The sequence below is a fragment of the Kitasatospora sp. NPDC087861 genome (assembly GCF_044742585.1).
Taxonomy (GTDB): domain Bacteria; phylum Actinomycetota; class Actinomycetes; order Streptomycetales; family Streptomycetaceae; genus Kitasatospora.
On sequence record NZ_JBIUUS010000012.1, the window covers coordinates 113148 to 127769 of the forward strand.

At 71.1% G+C, this 14622-nt stretch carries 20 protein-coding genes; 11 read left to right on the top strand and 9 right to left on the bottom strand.

Annotated elements, in window-relative coordinates; translation table 11 throughout:
* Positions 1-137 precede the first annotated feature (137 nt).
* The 3 genes from ACIOJE_RS18765 to ACIOJE_RS18775 all read left to right on the top strand — a co-directional run bounded on the left by ACIOJE_RS18765 (position 138) and on the right by ACIOJE_RS18775 (position 3184).
* Positions 138-608 carry a hypothetical protein gene (locus ACIOJE_RS18765; RefSeq protein ID WP_400777346.1) on the top strand — a complete coding sequence of 157 codons (471 nt, stop codon included), beginning with the start codon at positions 138-140 and terminating at the stop codon, positions 606-608.
* Between the two features lie 92 nt (positions 609-700).
* Positions 701-2653: a molecular chaperone HtpG gene (gene htpG / locus ACIOJE_RS18770; RefSeq protein ID WP_400777347.1), complete on the top strand. Its 1953-nt coding sequence runs from the start codon at positions 701-703 to the stop codon at positions 2651-2653.
* Between the two features lie 273 nt (positions 2654-2926).
* Positions 2927-3184: a hypothetical protein gene (locus ACIOJE_RS18775; RefSeq protein ID WP_400777348.1), complete on the top strand. Its 258-nt coding sequence runs from the start codon at positions 2927-2929 to the stop codon at positions 3182-3184.
* A 94-nt stretch (positions 3185-3278) separates the two neighbouring features.
* On the opposite strand, the gene ACIOJE_RS18780 is transcribed toward ACIOJE_RS18775, so the two are convergent.
* The 4 genes from ACIOJE_RS18780 to ACIOJE_RS18795 form a co-directional block, all read right to left on the bottom strand.
* On the bottom strand, positions 3279-3443 hold the full coding sequence (locus tag ACIOJE_RS18780; protein ID WP_280682209.1) for a hypothetical protein: 165 nt from the start codon (positions 3441-3443) through the stop codon (positions 3279-3281).
* Positions 3444-3460: 17 nt separating this feature from the next.
* Positions 3461-3664, bottom strand: a complete 204-nt coding sequence (locus ACIOJE_RS18785) for a CsbD family protein (protein WP_400777350.1) — start codon at positions 3662-3664, stop codon at positions 3461-3463.
* A gap of 137 nt (positions 3665-3801) precedes the next feature.
* Complete coding sequence (locus ACIOJE_RS18790; protein WP_400777351.1) at positions 3802-4098, bottom strand: hypothetical protein; 297 nt, start codon at positions 4096-4098, stop codon at positions 3802-3804.
* Positions 4073-4225 carry a hypothetical protein gene (locus ACIOJE_RS18795; RefSeq protein ID WP_400777353.1) on the bottom strand — a complete coding sequence of 51 codons (153 nt, stop codon included), beginning with the start codon at positions 4223-4225 and terminating at the stop codon, positions 4073-4075. The genes ACIOJE_RS18790 and ACIOJE_RS18795 overlap by 26 nt, the downstream gene beginning before the upstream one ends.
* Before the next feature lie 109 nt (positions 4226-4334).
* Between ACIOJE_RS18795 and ACIOJE_RS18800 the strand changes: the two genes are divergently transcribed.
* From ACIOJE_RS18800 to ACIOJE_RS18815, 4 genes are all read left to right on the top strand, one after another.
* A complete protein-coding gene (locus ACIOJE_RS18800) occupies positions 4335-4769 on the top strand; it encodes an Hsp20/alpha crystallin family protein (protein WP_280682217.1) in 435 nt (144 codons plus the stop codon).
* Positions 4770-4894: 125 nt separating this feature from the next.
* Positions 4895-5188 carry an STAS domain-containing protein gene (locus tag ACIOJE_RS18805; RefSeq protein WP_280682219.1) on the top strand — a complete coding sequence of 98 codons (294 nt, stop codon included), beginning with the start codon at positions 4895-4897 and terminating at the stop codon, positions 5186-5188.
* Positions 5189-5234: 46 nt separating this feature from the next.
* Positions 5235-5639: a DUF2267 domain-containing protein gene (locus ACIOJE_RS18810; protein WP_400777355.1), complete on the top strand. Its 405-nt coding sequence runs from the start codon at positions 5235-5237 to the stop codon at positions 5637-5639.
* A gap of 55 nt (positions 5640-5694) precedes the next feature.
* The gene (locus ACIOJE_RS18815; RefSeq protein WP_400777357.1) at positions 5695-6093 is read left to right on the top strand and encodes a DUF2267 domain-containing protein; all 399 of its coding nucleotides are present in this window, start codon (positions 5695-5697) and stop codon (positions 6091-6093) included.
* Positions 6094-6413: 320 nt separating this feature from the next.
* Here ACIOJE_RS18815 and ACIOJE_RS18820 read toward each other — a convergent pair whose 3' ends face one another.
* Entirely contained in the window at positions 6414-6608 is a 195-nt protein-coding gene (locus ACIOJE_RS18820) for a hypothetical protein (protein ID WP_280682226.1), read from the bottom strand.
* A gap of 714 nt (positions 6609-7322) precedes the next feature.
* Between ACIOJE_RS18820 and ACIOJE_RS18825 the strand changes: the two genes are divergently transcribed.
* Complete coding sequence (locus ACIOJE_RS18825; protein WP_280702354.1) at positions 7323-7604, top strand: MerR family transcriptional regulator; 282 nt, start codon at positions 7323-7325, stop codon at positions 7602-7604.
* 392 nt (positions 7605-7996) lie between these two features.
* On the opposite strand, the gene ACIOJE_RS18830 is transcribed toward ACIOJE_RS18825, so the two are convergent.
* The 3 genes from ACIOJE_RS18830 to ACIOJE_RS18840 form a co-directional block, all read right to left on the bottom strand.
* Positions 7997-8359 (bottom strand): hypothetical protein, encoded by a 363-nt coding sequence (locus ACIOJE_RS18830; protein ID WP_400777359.1) that lies wholly within the window; start codon positions 8357-8359, stop codon positions 7997-7999.
* Positions 8360-8454: 95 nt separating this feature from the next.
* Positions 8455-8859 (bottom strand): hypothetical protein, encoded by a 405-nt coding sequence (locus ACIOJE_RS18835; protein WP_280682230.1) that lies wholly within the window; start codon positions 8857-8859, stop codon positions 8455-8457.
* A 228-nt stretch (positions 8860-9087) separates the two neighbouring features.
* Positions 9088-9315 carry a hypothetical protein gene (locus ACIOJE_RS18840; RefSeq protein ID WP_280702317.1) on the bottom strand — a complete coding sequence of 76 codons (228 nt, stop codon included), beginning with the start codon at positions 9313-9315 and terminating at the stop codon, positions 9088-9090.
* A gap of 516 nt (positions 9316-9831) precedes the next feature.
* Between ACIOJE_RS18840 and ACIOJE_RS18845 the strand changes: the two genes are divergently transcribed.
* The 3 genes from ACIOJE_RS18845 (at position 9832) to ACIOJE_RS18855 (ending at position 12495) form a co-directional block, all read left to right on the top strand.
* Positions 9832-10035: a cold-shock protein gene (locus ACIOJE_RS18845; RefSeq protein ID WP_099897249.1), complete on the top strand. Its 204-nt coding sequence runs from the start codon at positions 9832-9834 to the stop codon at positions 10033-10035.
* Positions 10036-10404: 369 nt separating this feature from the next.
* Entirely contained in the window at positions 10405-11952 is a 1548-nt protein-coding gene (locus ACIOJE_RS18850; protein WP_400777361.1) for a DEAD/DEAH box helicase, read from the top strand.
* 162 nt (positions 11953-12114) lie between these two features.
* The gene (locus ACIOJE_RS18855; RefSeq protein ID WP_400777363.1) at positions 12115-12495 is read left to right on the top strand and encodes a CBS domain-containing protein; all 381 of its coding nucleotides are present in this window, start codon (positions 12115-12117) and stop codon (positions 12493-12495) included.
* Positions 12496-13326: 831 nt separating this feature from the next.
* Here the strand turns inward: ACIOJE_RS18855 and ACIOJE_RS18860 are convergent.
* Positions 13327-13608: a MerR family transcriptional regulator gene (locus ACIOJE_RS18860; RefSeq protein WP_400777459.1), complete on the bottom strand. Its 282-nt coding sequence runs from the start codon at positions 13606-13608 to the stop codon at positions 13327-13329.
* Positions 13609-14622: the final 1014 nt, after the last annotated feature.

Genomic DNA, 14622 nt, shown 5'->3' on the forward strand with positions numbered 1-14622 from the left:
TTACCGCCGTAAGCCCGCACGAGGCGCCTGCCCCGGCACGCGGGGCGCGAGTTGACGCCTGACGGTTCTCGGCGTGCAGACCGCCCGTATCTTCCGGACCGTGACGGCCGCGCCGTCCCCGACCCCAGCCGACTCCCATGACTCCAGCCGACCTGCAGCAGCTGCTCATCGAGCGTGCCCTGGGCGTACCGGGCATTGCCGGTGCCGGCAAGCATGACGACGACAGCCCCTACGGACTGACCGTGGCCCTGGAGGGCGGCGGACAGGTGTGGTGGACCATCACCGGCACCAGCAGCCCCGCCCCCACCATCACCACCGGAGAGGCTGACGGCGCCGAGAGCGTGGAGGCGCCGGACCTGATGGGCTCGCCGGTTCCGGTGGCCCTCGTCGAGCAGGCCCTGGTCGCCGCCGCCATCGCGGCCGACGACCCGGCCGGCGGGATCGTGCGCGTCGACCGGTACAGCACGCTCCCGGACCCGCCCGCCGTCCGCTACGGTGCGACGCTGGAGTGCCGCGACGGCTGGAAGCTCTTCCTGTCCTGCTACGGCACCGCCCGCCCCGGCCACACCCGCCCCGAGCAGCCCTACCAGCCCCTCAGCCACATCTGAACACCCCCGGGGCCGGCCACGCAGCACACCGGCCGGCCCCGGCAGCTTGACCGGATACGAACCCTTTCCACCACTCGAAGGAGACGCCTCCCGTGGCCAGCCCGACCCAGACGCTGGAGTTCCAGGCGGAGACCCGCCAGCTGCTGCAGCTGGTGATCCACTCGATCTACTCGAACAAGGACATCTTCCTGCGCGAGCTGATCTCCAACGCCTCCGACGCCCTCGACAAGCTCCGCCTGGAATCCCTCACCGACACCGACCTCGCGGCCGACACCTCCGACCTGCACATCACCCTGGAAGTCGACCGGCAGGCCCGCACCCTGACGGTGCGGGACAACGGCATCGGCATGACCCGCGAGGACGTCGTCGACCTGATCGGCACCATCGCCAAGTCCGGCACCGCCAGCCTGCTGGCCAAGATCAAGGAGGCCAAGGACGCGGACGCGGCGCAGAGCCTGATCGGTCAGTTCGGGGTCGGCTTCTACTCGGCGTTCATGGTCGCCGACAAGGTCGCCCTGCGCACCCGCCGCGCCGGCACCGAGCAGGGCACCGTGTGGGAGTCCGACGGTGAGGGCACCTACACGATCGCGGAGGCCGGCGATCTGCCGATGGGCACGTCGGTCACGCTGCACCTCAAGCCGGCGGACGGCGAGGACGGGCTCGGCGACTACCTCGCCGGGTGGAAGATCCGCCAGATCGTCAAGCAGTACTCGGACTTCATCCGCTGGCCCATCCGCATGGCCGCCGAACCCGTCAGCGCGGACGCCGAATCCGGTGCCGTGGACGAGGCCGTGGACGGGGCCGCAGGCGCTCCGGAGACGCTGAACTCGATGAAGGCGCTGTGGGCCCGCCCGCGCCGCGAGGTGACCGAGGTCGAGTACAACGAGTTCTACCGGCAGATCAGCCACGACTGGCAGGACCCGGCCGAGACGATCCACATGCGCGCCGAGGGCACCTTCGAGTACGAGGCGCTGCTGTTCATCCCCGCCCACGCCCCGTTCGACCTGTTCTCCCGCGACACCAAGCGGGGCGTGCAGCTGTACGTCAAGCGTGTGTTCATCATGGACGACTGCGACGCGCTGATGCCGAACTACCTGCGGTTCGTCAAGGGTGTCGTGGACGCCCACGACCTGTCGTTGAACGTCTCCCGCGAGATCCTGCAGCACGACCGCCAGATCACCGCGGTACGCCGGCGCCTCGTCAAGAAGGTCCTCGGCGCACTCAAGAGCACGCAGGCCACCAACACCGAGGCCTACCTCAAGCTGTGGGAGCAGTTCGGCCGGGTCCTCAAGGAGGGCCTGATCGAGGACCGCGACAACACCGAGGCGCTGTTGGAACTGGTCAGCGCCGCCTCGACCAACGATGCGGAGAAGCCGACCACGCTGCGCGAGTACGTGGAGCGGATGAAGGACGGCCAGGACACCATCTACTACCTGACCGGCGAGAACCGCCAGATGGTGGAGAACTCCCCGCACATGGAGGCCTTCACCGCCAAGGGCTACGAGGTCCTGATCCTCACCGACCCCGTCGACGAGGTCTGGACCGACCAGATCCCCACCTTCGACGGCCACCGCTTCCAGTCCATCGCCAAGGGCCAGGTCGACCTCGACCACGACGCCGACGGCGACGTCAGCGACGAGGCGAAAGCGGAGAAGGCCCGGCGCGAACAGGACTTCGCCGACCTCCTGGCCTGGCTTGAGACCACCCTGGCCGAGCACGTCAAGCAGGTCCGCCTCTCCACCCGCCTGACCACCTCGGCGGCGTGCCTGGTCGGTGACGCCCACGACCTGACCCCCACCCTGGAGAAGATGTACCGGGCCATGGGCCAGGACCTCCCCTCGGTCAAGCGCATCCTCGAACTCAACCCCACCCACCCGCTCATCAGCGCCCTCCACCAGGCCCACCAGGCAAAGCCCGACGACCCGGCCTTGGCCGACATCGCCGAACTCGTCCACGGCAGCGCCCTGCTCGCCGAAGGCGGTGACCTGCCCGACCCGGCCCGCTTCACCCGCCTCCTGACCGACCACCTCACCCACACCCTGTAACCCCCGCCGGGGTGCGGCCCGCCGGACGCCCGACCAGCCCGGCCGGCCGCACCCCGCATCGTGTTCGGCCGTCCCCGCCCGGCGCACGCCGCAGGGAAGGGTCTGAGGCGCTGCACACGAGTCGCATCGAACCGGGCGTCCCGCCAGAGCCGAGCCCGGCCCCGGCTGGACGCGCGTGCAGCGCCCGCCTCGGCATCCACGCCCCTGTTGCACCGCCGCCATCACCCGCTTCGGCCGCCAGACGCGGAAGCCGGCCACCCGAGAGACAGAAGCGTGTACCAGTACACCGACCGCAAGAACCGCACCCTGGCCGACCGCGTCAACGCCGTCGCCGAGCGCCGCCCGGACGAGGGCACCGAGCAGGACCGCGCCGCCGCGACCGCGCTGCTCGCCGACATCCTCCACGCCGCGGCGAAGCACGGCGTCACCCTCGACACCTTCGACTGGGTCACCGACTTGCCCGGAAATTGCTACGCCGCCGTCGTCTCCCCTCTGCACGCGCGAACCACCCAGTGGGCCACGGCCAGCTGAACTCGACGAGCCGGGCTACGCCTCACCGTCCCCTTTCGCCGACGCTTCGCGCACGATCCTCACCCGGTGCGGACGGTGCGCCCCGGGGGCCCGCCTATCTGCGTGCGCCTCGCCCGCGGCCCAGGCGCACGCCGCCGAGCACCAGGGCTGCGACGAACAGCACGGCACCGATGACGAGCAGCCACAGCAGGCCCTTCACGAGAGCGCCGAGGAAGCCGAACACCACGGCGATGAGCAGGATGAACAGGAACAGGGCCATGCCGCTGCCTCCCTTGGTCAGTCGTTGCGCTTCAGGGCGCCTTTCACCCGGTCCGCGGCGCCTTGTGCGGCGTCCCTGACGTCGTCCGCGGCCTGCCTGAGCTTCGACCCGACCTGGTCGGCCTGGCCCTCGCCCTTGAGTTCCTCGTCACCGGTCAGGTCACCGGCCTTCTCCTTCGCCTTGCCGGCCAGTTCCTGCGCCGTGTTCGGCAGGTCGCTCATCGGTTCCTCCAGTCGTCCGCCAGGCGGCGCAGCCGCACCGCCCCTTCGCCACCCGTTTTACCGATATTCGCCCTTTCATGCGCGCGGAACGGGATCAGCGGCCGTCCTGGCCGGTGCGGGGTCAGGCGGGGGGCTGTTCAGCCAGCGGTGCGTCCGGGACGTTCGGTACTGCCGGTGGCCAGCCGTTGCGGGCAGGCTCTCAGGCGGGCTCGCGCCGGTTGCGGCGGGATGGCCGGAGGGCCTGCGGGCGCGGGGAAGGCCTGCGGGGCCATGTCGTGGCGGAGGGCGTCGACTCTGGCCAGGCAGGCGTCGATGGTGGCGATGGCGTCGCTGCTGTGCTCGCGGATGCGGCGTTCGATGGCGGCGAGCCCGTCCTCGATGTGCTGCCGGCGCTCCTCGGCGGTGGCGTCAGGTGCGTCGTTGGTCGCTGTCATGGCGGAGGCGGTCGGTGTGGTGGGTGAGGTCGTCGAGGCGGGCGGCGAGCGCGGCGGCGGCGAGGAAGGACGCCGGTCCTGTGGGCGGGCTGCCTCCGGTGGCCGGCGGGTCGGGCCGTCTGCCCATTGGTGTCACTTCTTTGGTGACTCAGGGATTTGTCATCGGATAGATGACATGCTAGAACAGTTTCAGGTGAAGCGCACTGGCTCCCATCGATCAGTGGAGGTGTTTCGCGATGCTGATGCGCACTGACCCGTTCCGCGAACTGGACCGGTTGACCCAGCAGTTCCTGGGCACGAACGGCACCTGGTCCCGGCCGGCCCCGATGCCGCTGGACGCCTGCCGTGTCGGCGACGAGTACGTGATCTGCTTCGACCTGCCCGGGGTGGACCCGCAGGCGATCGACATCGACGTCGAACGGAACATGCTGACCGTCAAGGCCGAACGCCGCCCCCGCCACGAGGGCGACAATGTGAAGTGGGAGCTGTCCGAGCGCCCGCTCGGCGTGTTCTCCCGCCAGGTCATGCTCTCCGACACCCTCGACCCCGCCGGGATCAGCGCCGACTACGACGCCGGCGTACTGACCCTGAAGATCCCGGTCGCCGAAAAGGCCAAGCCCCGCAAGATCGCCATCAGCCACAGCGGCGACCGCAAGCAGATCCAGGCCTGACCGGCCCCACGGACCGCCGTCCCGCACCGCCAACCCCCGGGCCCTGCGGGACGGCCACCCCAGCCGGACGACCCGCCCGGCCCCGCGGTCCCCGGCACACCACGGGTCGACAGCGAGAGACCACCATGCGCGATCAGGTCCAGGTGCCCTTCGTGGTGAGGGCCGGCGGCGAGATCGACCTCGACACCGCCCCCTCACTGCGCCGTGCTCTGCACGCCGCGCTCGAGTCGCACCGGGAGGTGGTGCTCGACCTGTCGGAGGTGACGTTCATGGACTGCGCGGGCCTGAGCGCCCTCGTCCAGGCCCTCAACCAGGCCGACCGCTTCGGCGCCCGTCTGGTCCTGCGCGGGGCGGGGGAGTGCGTGGTCCGGCTGCTCAAACTCACCGGCCTGCACCGGCGCCTGACCGTCGAGCCCTGACCGGGCACCGTTCGCACCGGCTCCTCGGGATGGAGGGAGAACCGCGGTGACTCTTCGATGGGAGGCGTTCCTGGAGGAGGTCCGGGAGCGCGGCGAATACGACACACCCCAGGAGGCCGAGCTGGCGGCGCGGGTCGTCCTGGCCCTGCTCGGCGCCCACCTGGTCGGCGACGTGCGCGCCGAACTGGCCGCCCGCCTGCCCGAGACCCTCGCCCTGATCCTGCTCAACCCGCTGCAGGCCGCCGAGCCGCTCAGCCCCGAGCGGTTCGTGCGCGCGACCGCGGCCTGGATCGAGGGCGCCACCGAGACCACCGCCCTGTGGGACATCGGCGCCGTCCTGTCCACCGTGGCCGACGCGGCCGGCGACGACCTCACCGAGCGCGTCCTGCTCCAGCTGCCGCCCGGCTACGACCTCCTGTTCGGCCGGCCCCAGCCCGGCCGCCGCCCCTGAACCCGTCCGCGCCACCGCCCCCGCCTGGCCGGCCCCGCCCCGGAAGGCCACCGCCATGACCCGGTACCGCCTCCTTCTCCAGCACGTCCGCACCCTCGGACGCTGCACCTGTGACGAGGAAGCCGAACGCGTCCTGCACGCCGTCCTGGCCGTCCTCGGCAGCCAGCTCACCGGCGAGGAACGCTGCGACCTCGCCGCGGCCCTGCCCGAACGTGCCCGCGCCGTCTTCGCCTCGCAGATCCCGCTGCCCCAGCCCGTTGCCGCCCCGGCCTTCGTCGAAGCCGTCGCCCGCGCCCTGAACACCAGCCTCACCAGCGCACGCTGGGACGCCTCCTCCGTCCTGGCCGCCCTCGCCGACCCGGCCGGCGACCGGCTCACCGACCGAATCCTCGCCCACCTGCCCCGCGGCTACGCGCTTCTGTTCGGCCGCGCCGACCTCACCGCCGCGGCTTGACCAGGGCGGCACCACCGTCGTCGGCCTCTGCGCGCAGGCCGACGACGCAGGACCGCTACCGCCCCTGCCGAGTACCCGGTTCAAGTCCGGCGCCACAGTGGTGCGCTGCGACATCCGCCTCGGCAGGTGCGCTCCGTCCAGCCGTACCGGGCACTGGCGGGCACCGGCACGGTGCTGGAGTTCGCCTACTGGACGGGCATCGGCTCCCCTCGCCCCGACCACTCAGGGCGAGCGCGCTGCGCACCACGACGCCAGGCGCAAGATCGATCTGAACGCCCTGGTCGGGCAGGTCCGCTAGTGCGTTCCGGCAGGAGTCACCTCTACCCGTGGGCACCAGGTGGGCGGGCGGTGTCGAGGGCGTCGCGCAAGGCGTACAGGTCGGTGATGGTGGCTAGTTCGGCGAAGCGGGCCAGCAGCCGGCGGACAGTTCGGTTGTCGCCGTCGCGCACGGCCTCGGTGATCGCTTCGATCAGATCCGCCTGTCCGTTGCGGGCTGTCTCTGGTGCTGTGGGCACCAGGTGTTCCACTGCCGCCTCCATGCGGGGTGTCGCTCGTTTCTTCGGGCGCGCGGCGGCGGCTCGGGGGGTTGCCGCCGCCGCGCAGCGGAAGGCTACCTCACTCGCGGGCGCCGCAAAATCTATGCGCGCTGGAGTAGACATTGCCCATGGGTGGGTCTAACGTTTCTCTCGTAGACAGCAGTCGGCGATACCGGCCAGACACGAACTGGCCGGGATTGTTGGACAGAAGTTCGCGGTTCGGTCCGGCAGTGGAGTTCCGAAGCCAGGCAGGTGCAGGACGGCGACGGGGCTGGCTGCCGGACCGGGTGGGCCGTCACGGCCACCGACCAGCAGTACGCAGTTCAGTGAGTGCGGTACCAGCAGTACGCAAGTGACAGTTCAGTACAGAGGATGAACGGAGGGCGCAAGCGCCATCAGGATCGCCCGGCCCGTGAACACTCGTCCGGGCGGACACCGCAGACCCCAAGGCAAGGACGGTGGTTTCCGGTCACGCATACGCGATCCCCGCACACCCCTCCCCCGGGGCAGTGCGGCAGTAACAGGACCGGCCCAGGCCGGTAGATGGTGTTGTTCCCCTTCGGGGCCCCGGGCCGACACGGCCCCGGGGCCCCTCGACGCGTTCTCCTCGAGAACCAGAGAGGTGCAGTGACTACAACGGCCAGCCCCGACACACCCGACAAGCTCGACGACGACGACTACCCCGCCTACACCATGGGCCGCGCCGCCGAGATGACCGGCACCACCCCCGGCTTCCTACGAGCCCTCGGCGAACACCGCCTCATCACCCCGCTACGCTCCGACGGCGGCCACCGCCGCTACTCCCGCTACCAACTACGCATCGCCATGCGCGCCCGCGACCTCGTCAACCAGGGCACCCCCATCGAAGCGGCTTGCCGCATCGTCATCCTCGAAGACCAACTCGAAGAAGCCCTGCGCCTCAACGAACAACTCCGCCGCGCCCAGCACGACCAGGAGCCCACCGCGGACACCTGACCGGACCGGCAACCTGGCCCACAGCTCCTTCCAGCCGTACGGCCGCCCGCCGCAGAGGCCAGATAGGGGGACGGCCTCGCGCTGCACGCTCTGGCCGTCGCCTCGTACGGCAACACCGCAGCGCGGCACAAGACGTGGCGGCTGGAGGGCGCGGCCGGGCTGGACCCCGTCGGCCAGGTGCTCGGGATGGTCCGCTCAGAGAGGGCGGCACCGCCCGGGGCGCCGGTGCCTTCGGCTCGCCCGCGGTGCCCTTCGTCTCTGCGGCCGGGGCCGTCAGCGGTCGCACCCCGACACCCGGACCAGCCGTCACGGCACCCGCTCAAGGCTCAGCGACTCCTTGGTGCGGGGACGTAGGGCGCCAAGCCGGGCGGCCTCTTGGCCTGCCGTGGTGGTCAGGAATCGAAGTAGCTGAGGTCCCCGACCGTCCAGCTGCTGACGTCCTCGATGGCGATGCGGTACATGCCGCCGGTGTGGGGAAGCCCGAAGTCGCCCTGAAGGATCTTCGCCCGGTGGAGATGCAGATGGGTGGGCCGTGCGGGCGGGCCGTCGGCGGGCGGGGCGAAGAGAGCGGCGAACGGCTTCAGGTGCTCCGAGGCCTGGAGGACCTCCGCGACCCGCTCCAACCACAGGGTCACCGGCGCGAGCCTGCCGGTGATCACGGCGCCGGGGACCACCACGGTCAGGGACATCTGATTGCTGTGCTCGGACTCGACCATCGCGGCGATGTCGACGAGCAGCCCGTCAGGGTTCGACATGCCCCCCAGAATAGGACACGGCCTTTGCGGCGCCCACGGGCCCGGGGCAGCGGCCATGGCGGCCACGGGCCTTGCGCCTGCTGCACGGCCGGGCGCTACGCGACGGCGACCTGACACGCCGATCGGCTGCGCCGCGGTGCAGGGCAGGTGGCGGCGGCCGTGAGGGCCGGGGCATCGCCCGGATCGCGCGGGCCGGCGGTGACGAGCAGGTCGGCTCCGAGGGTGGTGACGGTGAAGCCCGCGGAGCCGAGGACCTCCGCCAGGGCCAGCATCAGCGCGCCGCGGATGCCGCGGAACTCGGTGCGACCGGCGGCGTCGGCGGGATGCGGGCAGGCGTGGAGGGTCGGTCCGATCAGGTCCTGGCCCGGGCTCCACCCCAGCACCAGGCCGCCCCCCGGACGCTGCCGGGCGAAGAGCCCGGCCGCCTGCGACGGTGTCGGCTCGAACCCCCGGTGGGAGAGCACCGCACAGACGGACTCAAACAGATGTTTGTCATCCACGCGCAGAGTTTATCGCCTGCCCAGCCCGCACCCGCCCATCGGTGACGACTCGTCACATTCCCTTCCGGCCATTGCCGGTGAGGCTACGGGGCCGGAGCGTCGGGTTCCCGTTCGACCCGGTCGGGGTGCGCACTCTCTGGACGGTGCGCCGACGCGACGGGCCGGGGGTCTACCGCAGGGTCCGCGCCATGCGCGGCGCACTCGGCGGAGAATCGCGTGCGTCCTGGGTCAGAGTTTGAACATCGCGGTGTAGGGCTGGGTGATGCGTTCCCGCCGCGATCCGAAGTCGACGAGTACCGCGATGTCGCTGTCGCCTTCGACGCCGATGGCCCGGCCGAGGCCGTAGGTGTCGTGGGTGACGCGGTCGCCGACGGCGAAGTGCTTGCGCGGTGCTTCGGCCGGGGGCTTGAAGGGGCTGGTGGGCAGGACGCGGCGGACTGCTGCAGATTTCGTCATTCCCTGCAGTATGCGCCGAAAATCGCGGGAGCGGGTTTTCTCGGTGCACTCGATTTCGGAGCTGCGACAGGAATTTCGCGCAAGCCGTCCAGTGCGCCCCCGGATGGCGCCGGTGGGCGTGGTGCGTTGCTTTCGCGGGTCTGTCGCGGCGGGGGCGGGTGCTCGGCTCCCGCGCGACTCGCCCTCCTGGGGGAGCGAGTGGTCGGCGCCCAGGAGGCGGGATCCATGCCCAACCGGGCTGCCATGCATGCGTGTTGACGGGCCTGTCGCCCCGCACCCGGCGACCCCGGGGGAAGGGGCCTGCAGGACCGGGGGTGGGATATCCGCCCGCGGCGGGCCTGGGCCTGCTAGAGTCGTTTTAGTTGCAGTAGTGGTTCCCATGAACTTTGTGTGCGCCTGCTGGTGTTTCGCAGGCGCATTTTTGTTTCCCGGCTCTTCCCCGGGTGGGTGCTCATCGCGGCGACTCGAAGCGCGCGCTGTGTGTGCTTCGGACAGCCCCTTGAAGGAGATTTCTTTATGGCTAATGGCACTGTGAAGTGGTTCAACGCGGAAAAGGGCTTCGGCTTCATCGAGCAGGACGGTGGCGGCGCTGACGTCTTCGCCCACTACTCGAACATCAACGCCAACGGCTTCCGTGAGCTGCTCGAGGGCCAGAAGGTCGAGTTCGACGTCACGCAGGGCCAGAAGGGCCCGCAGGCCGAGAACATTCGTCCGCTGTAGTTTTCTGCCACGGCACCCGCCTGGTAGCGAGGGGCCCGCACCGCGTACACGATGCCCGGTGCGGGCCCCTCGGCATTGCGCCACGACGCGCTTCCCCGGCTGTTTCTGGCCCCCTGGCTCCGCCACCGGCGGCCATCCCCACGCGAGACGCACAGCGCCGCGTCCGGATCGCCGCCCTGCCGTGACAGCTCACGGTTCGAGGTTCTCCGCTCCCGCCCTCCGCGGTGAGCGCCGACCGTAGGTGACGTGCCGCACGGTTCCACCGTCCACGCCCCGCTCCCCACGCTTTCGGCCCGTTCCTTGCGACCTCCTGCCGGCGCCTCGCGCTGCGGAGCTTCCTCGCGACGTGCCACCCCAGGAAGGTCTCACATGAACCGCTCCAGTCGCTCCTCGTACCAGAACGCCAACTCCCGCTCCTCGGCCTCCTCCCGCTCCGGCGGCACCCACGGGTCCCGCTCCGGCGGCAGCTCCTTCTACGGCGACCGGCCCGCCCGCGGCCGTAGCGCCCGCCAGAGTTCTTCTCCGCAGGGCGAGTTCGCGATGCCGGTGAGCACCACCCCGGCGCTCCCGGCCGTCGAAGCGTTCGACGAACTGGACATGCCCAAGGCCCTGCTCTCCACCCTGACCCGCCAGGGCGTCACCACGCCGTTCCCGATCCAGGCCGCGACGCTCCCGAACTCGCTGGCCGGCCGGGACGTCCTCGGTCGGGGCCGGACCGGTTCCGGCAAGACCATCGCGTTCGGCCTCGCCGTGCTGGCCCGCACCGCCGGCCGGCGCGCCGAGCCGCGCCGCCCGCTGGCCCTCGTCCTGGTCCCCACCCGCGAGCTCGCGCAGCAGGTGACCGACGCCCTCACCCCGTTCGCCCACGCGGTGCGGCTGCGGATGGCGGCCGTGGTGGGCGGGATGTCGATCGGACGCCAGGCCCAGGCGCTCAACCGCGGGGCGGAGGTCGTGGTGGCCACCCCTGGCCGGCTCAAGGACCTGATCCAGCGCGGCGACTGCCAGCTGGACGGCGTCGGCATCACCGTCCTCGACGAGGCCGACCAGATGGCCGACATGGGCTTCCTGCCGCAGGTCACCGAACTTCTCGACCAGGTCGCCGAGGGCTGCCAGACGATGCTGTTCTCCGCCACCCTGGACCGCAACGTCGACCGCCTGGTGCGGCGCTTCCTCAAGGACCCGGTCACGCACTCCGTGGACCCGTCCGCGGGAGCGGTCAGCACCATGGAGCACCACGTGCTGCACGTGCAGAACTACGACAAGAACGCCACGATCGCCCACATCGCCTCCCGTGACGGCGGGGTGATCATGTTCACCGACACCAAGCACGGCGCGGACCGCCTGGTGGAGGACCTGCTCGCCAACGGGGTGAAGGCCGCCGCCCTGCACGGAGGCAAGTCCCAGCCGCAGCGCACCCGCACCCTGGAGCAGTTCCGCACCGGACAGGTCACCGCGCTGATCGCCACCAACGTCGCCGCCCGGGGCATCCACGTCGACGGGCTCGACCTGGTCGTCAACCTGGACCCGCCGGCAGACCACAAGGACTACCTGCACCGCGGCGGGCGCACCGCCCGGGCCGGCGAGTCCGGCACCGTCGTCACGCTCGTCCTGCCCAACCAGCGCCGCGAGATGGCCCGCCTGATGAACATGGCCGCCATCACCCCCGTCACCACCAGGGTCACTGCCGGCGACGAGGACCTGGCCCGCATCACCGGTGCCCGCGTCCCCACCGGTATCCCCACCGTGATCGCCGCCCCCGCCGTCGAACGCCCCCGCCGCAGCCCGTCCACGAGCCGTAACCGCCGCAGCCGCCCCGCCCACGCGGCCGGTGACACCCGCGCGACCGTCGCAGGCCGCGACAACCAGGGCTCCTCCGGCCGCCGCCGGGCACCGAGGCGCGTCGCCCTCGCCGCCTAGCAGGCAGGTGTGGGCCTGGACCGCCGCTGCGGTCCAGGCCCACACGACTCACCAGCGCGAAGCAGGAGTCCCTGCCCGCTCCGGCGGACCCCGCCGGCCATCCCACCGCCGGTGCCCCGACCACCGCCGGCCCCGGCGGAACCGACACCAAGGAGTCCGCCCATGACCGTCACCCTCGAACACCCCGCGACCACCGCCACGGTCGGCGACCTCATGAGACACCCCGAGCTGCAGATCAGCGACGACGTCATGGTCGACATGGCGATCGACATCCTGCACAGCTCCGGCGCCGACCACCTCCTGGTCCGCGACGGCGACGGCCGCTGCGCGGGTCTGCTCACCCGCCTGCACCTCGCCCCGTTCCAGACCCGCACCTGGTCCACCGAGCGCACCCCGGTGCGCGACATCGTCCTCGACCAGGCCCCGTTCGCCATCGCCGACATGCCCGCCACCACCGCAGCCGCCGCCATGCGCGCCCGCGGCCTGGACACGTGGCCGGTGGTCGACCCCGACGGCCACGCCATCGGCCTGCTCAGCTTCTAGGCCAGCTCTGCCGGCACCGACGCGCCGACAGTCGCGCGTCCAGGGCGCTGTCCACGGCGGCGTTCAGCATTGGGCCGCTGTCCTGGTCCGGGTCGCTCATCGGGTCGAGCACCAGGTCGCCGGTTCCCGGTCGCAGGCGGATGTCGAGGGCAGGGGGTCGGACTCCGCGGGGACGGCCACCGAGTACTCCTCGCGGCCCCGGTCTCGGGCGGGCCGTAGTGCGCCCGCAAAGCGGGCGACTTGCCTGACGGCCCGCAGGTGGCAGCGCAACCCCACCGTAGCGGCCGGGCGGCCGCGCGGACCGCCCGCTCAGCGCAGGCGAACCGTCAGCGGCAGGCGCGGCCAAGGACCAGGCAAGGAAGCACAGTTGTGCACTGAGCGTGGCCTGAACGATCCGGTCCCGAGGGGGCCGGTGCATCCGACGAGCGGGCCGTGCGGAAGTGGCGTCGGCGTCCCTTCCTCGGTCACCACTCGCGCGGCGCGGGCGGTCGCGGAGTGGTCATCGGGGATGCGACCGAGGCGGTGGGAGCGCGGGCTCGGTCCGGTCAACGGGAAGCAGGCCGGGCCCGGGCTCACGCTGCGGGGCACGCGTCATGACCCGGGCAGAACGGTAGTGGACGAACGCCCCGGGTGTGTACTTCAACGGGCGGCGTGCCGTCGTACCGGGCGGCCTGGAACCGGTCCGCGCCAGTGAGGCAGGGTGTCGGGCGGCCTGGCCGGTGGAGAACGGTCGGCCGGCGATCGGGGGCTGAGGGGTAATCGTGTCCGGGGCGGCCTGCGGTGAGCGCCCGTCGCTCACCGCGGACCGGTCTCGGCGGCCTGGCAGGTGGGTCAGGTGTCGGCGGCGGACTCCTGGCCGCGCGGGGAACCGCGGAGCTCTTCGTTGATACGCAGGGCTTCTTCGAGTTGGTCTTCGAGGATGACGATGCGGCAGGCGGCCTCGATGGGGGTGCCCTGGTCGACGAGGTCGCGGGCGCGCATGGCGATGCGTAGTTGGTAGCGGGAGTAGCGGCGGTGGCCGCCGTCGGAACGCAGGGGGGTGATGAGGCGGTGTTCGCCGAGGGAGCGTAGGAAGCCGGGGGTGGTGCCGGTCATCTCGGCGGCGCGGCCCATGGTGTAGGCGGGGTAGTCGTCGTCGAGGGAGTCGGGGGTATGCGGTCGGATGGTTGCCGTGGTCACTGCACCTCTTCTTGATGTGTCCGGGGACGCGCTGAGGGGCCCCGGGGCCATTGCGGCTCCCGGGGCCCCGAAGGGTTTTACACCATCTGCCGGCCTTGTGGCCGGCTTCCTTGTATCCGCACTGCCCCGGGGGAGGGGGCGTGCAGGGATCGCGTATGCGTGACCGGAAACCACCGTCCTTGCCTTGGGGTCTTCGGATTCCGCCCGGGCGACTTCCTCACGGGCCGGGCGATCCTGATGGCGCTCTGTCCCCTCCGTTCATCCTCTGTACTGGCCTGGTACTGCGAACTGCTTGGTACCGCTCACACGGGTACTGCTCGGCACTGCGGAACTGCTTGTACTTCGAACTGCGTGGTAGTGCCAACCACTCGGTACTGCTGTGGCGGTCCTTGCGGTCCACCGGGTCCGGCAGCCAGCCCCGTCGCCCGTCCTGCTTAGCCACTCGGCTTGGAACCCCACTGCCGGACTCCCAGCGCGCGCGCCCGCAGTCTGGGCGCCTTCACCGGGATACCGCGTACTTCGACTGCTGGTACTGCCCAACTCAACTTCACACTGCTGGTACTGCGCCTACCGAACTGCGGTACCGCTCGGTGGCGACCCCTGATACCTGCGGGCCGCCCGGCCCGGCCGCCAGTCCCGTCGCCGTCCTGCACCTGCTGTGGCTCCGGGACTCCGCTACCGCGCCGCTGTTGCGCCACTACTTCACGCCCACCTGCCCGGCGTGTCCTGCATCCTGCTCACCTACGGGTACTGCTCCTGCTGAACTGCGGTACCGCTGTGCGACGGCCCCTGATACCTGCGGGCCGCCCGGTCCGGCCGCCGGTCCTGTCGCCTTACTGCTACATCCCTGGCTTCAGGACCCTGCAACCGTACCGACCTGCGAACTCCTGTACTGCTGCCCGCCAGTTCGTGTCTGGCGGGTACCGCTGATCTCGTCTACGAGAGAAA

Coding starts and splice junctions, on each gene's coding strand:
- ACIOJE_RS18825 (WP_280702354.1), top strand. CDS start 7,323: ATGGGCCGCGCCGCCGAGATGACCGGCACCACCCCCGGCTTCCTACGA.
- ACIOJE_RS18785 (WP_400777350.1), bottom strand. CDS start 3,664: ATGAGCGACCTGCCGAACACGGCGCAGGAACTGGCCGGCAAGGCGAAG.
- ACIOJE_RS18815 (WP_400777357.1), top strand. CDS start 5,695: ATGACCCGGTACCGCCTCCTTCTCCAGCACGTCCGCACCCTCGGACGC.
- ACIOJE_RS18840 (WP_280702317.1), bottom strand. CDS start 9,315: ATGACGAAATCTGCAGCAGTCCGCCGCGTCCTGCCCACCAGCCCCTTC.
- ACIOJE_RS18860 (WP_400777459.1), bottom strand. CDS start 13,608: ATGGGCCGCGCCGCCGAGATGACCGGCACCACCCCCGGCTTCCTACGC.
- ACIOJE_RS18805 (WP_280682219.1), top strand. CDS start 4,895: ATGCGCGATCAGGTCCAGGTGCCCTTCGTGGTGAGGGCCGGCGGCGAG.
- ACIOJE_RS18795 (WP_400777353.1), bottom strand. CDS start 4,225: ATGGGCAGACGGCCCGACCCGCCGGCCACCGGAGGCAGCCCGCCCACA.
- ACIOJE_RS18800 (WP_280682217.1), top strand. CDS start 4,335: ATGCTGATGCGCACTGACCCGTTCCGCGAACTGGACCGGTTGACCCAG.
- ACIOJE_RS18780 (WP_280682209.1), bottom strand. CDS start 3,443: ATGGCCCTGTTCCTGTTCATCCTGCTCATCGCCGTGGTGTTCGGCTTC.
- ACIOJE_RS18845 (WP_099897249.1), top strand. CDS start 9,832: ATGGCTAATGGCACTGTGAAGTGGTTCAACGCGGAAAAGGGCTTCGGC.
- ACIOJE_RS18790 (WP_400777351.1), bottom strand. CDS start 4,098: ATGACAGCGACCAACGACGCACCTGACGCCACCGCCGAGGAGCGCCGG.
- ACIOJE_RS18830 (WP_400777359.1), bottom strand. CDS start 8,359: ATGTCGAACCCTGACGGGCTGCTCGTCGACATCGCCGCGATGGTCGAG.
- ACIOJE_RS18765 (WP_400777346.1), top strand. CDS start 138: ATGACTCCAGCCGACCTGCAGCAGCTGCTCATCGAGCGTGCCCTGGGC.
- ACIOJE_RS18850 (WP_400777361.1), top strand. CDS start 10,405: ATGAACCGCTCCAGTCGCTCCTCGTACCAGAACGCCAACTCCCGCTCC.
- ACIOJE_RS18855 (WP_400777363.1), top strand. CDS start 12,115: ATGACCGTCACCCTCGAACACCCCGCGACCACCGCCACGGTCGGCGAC.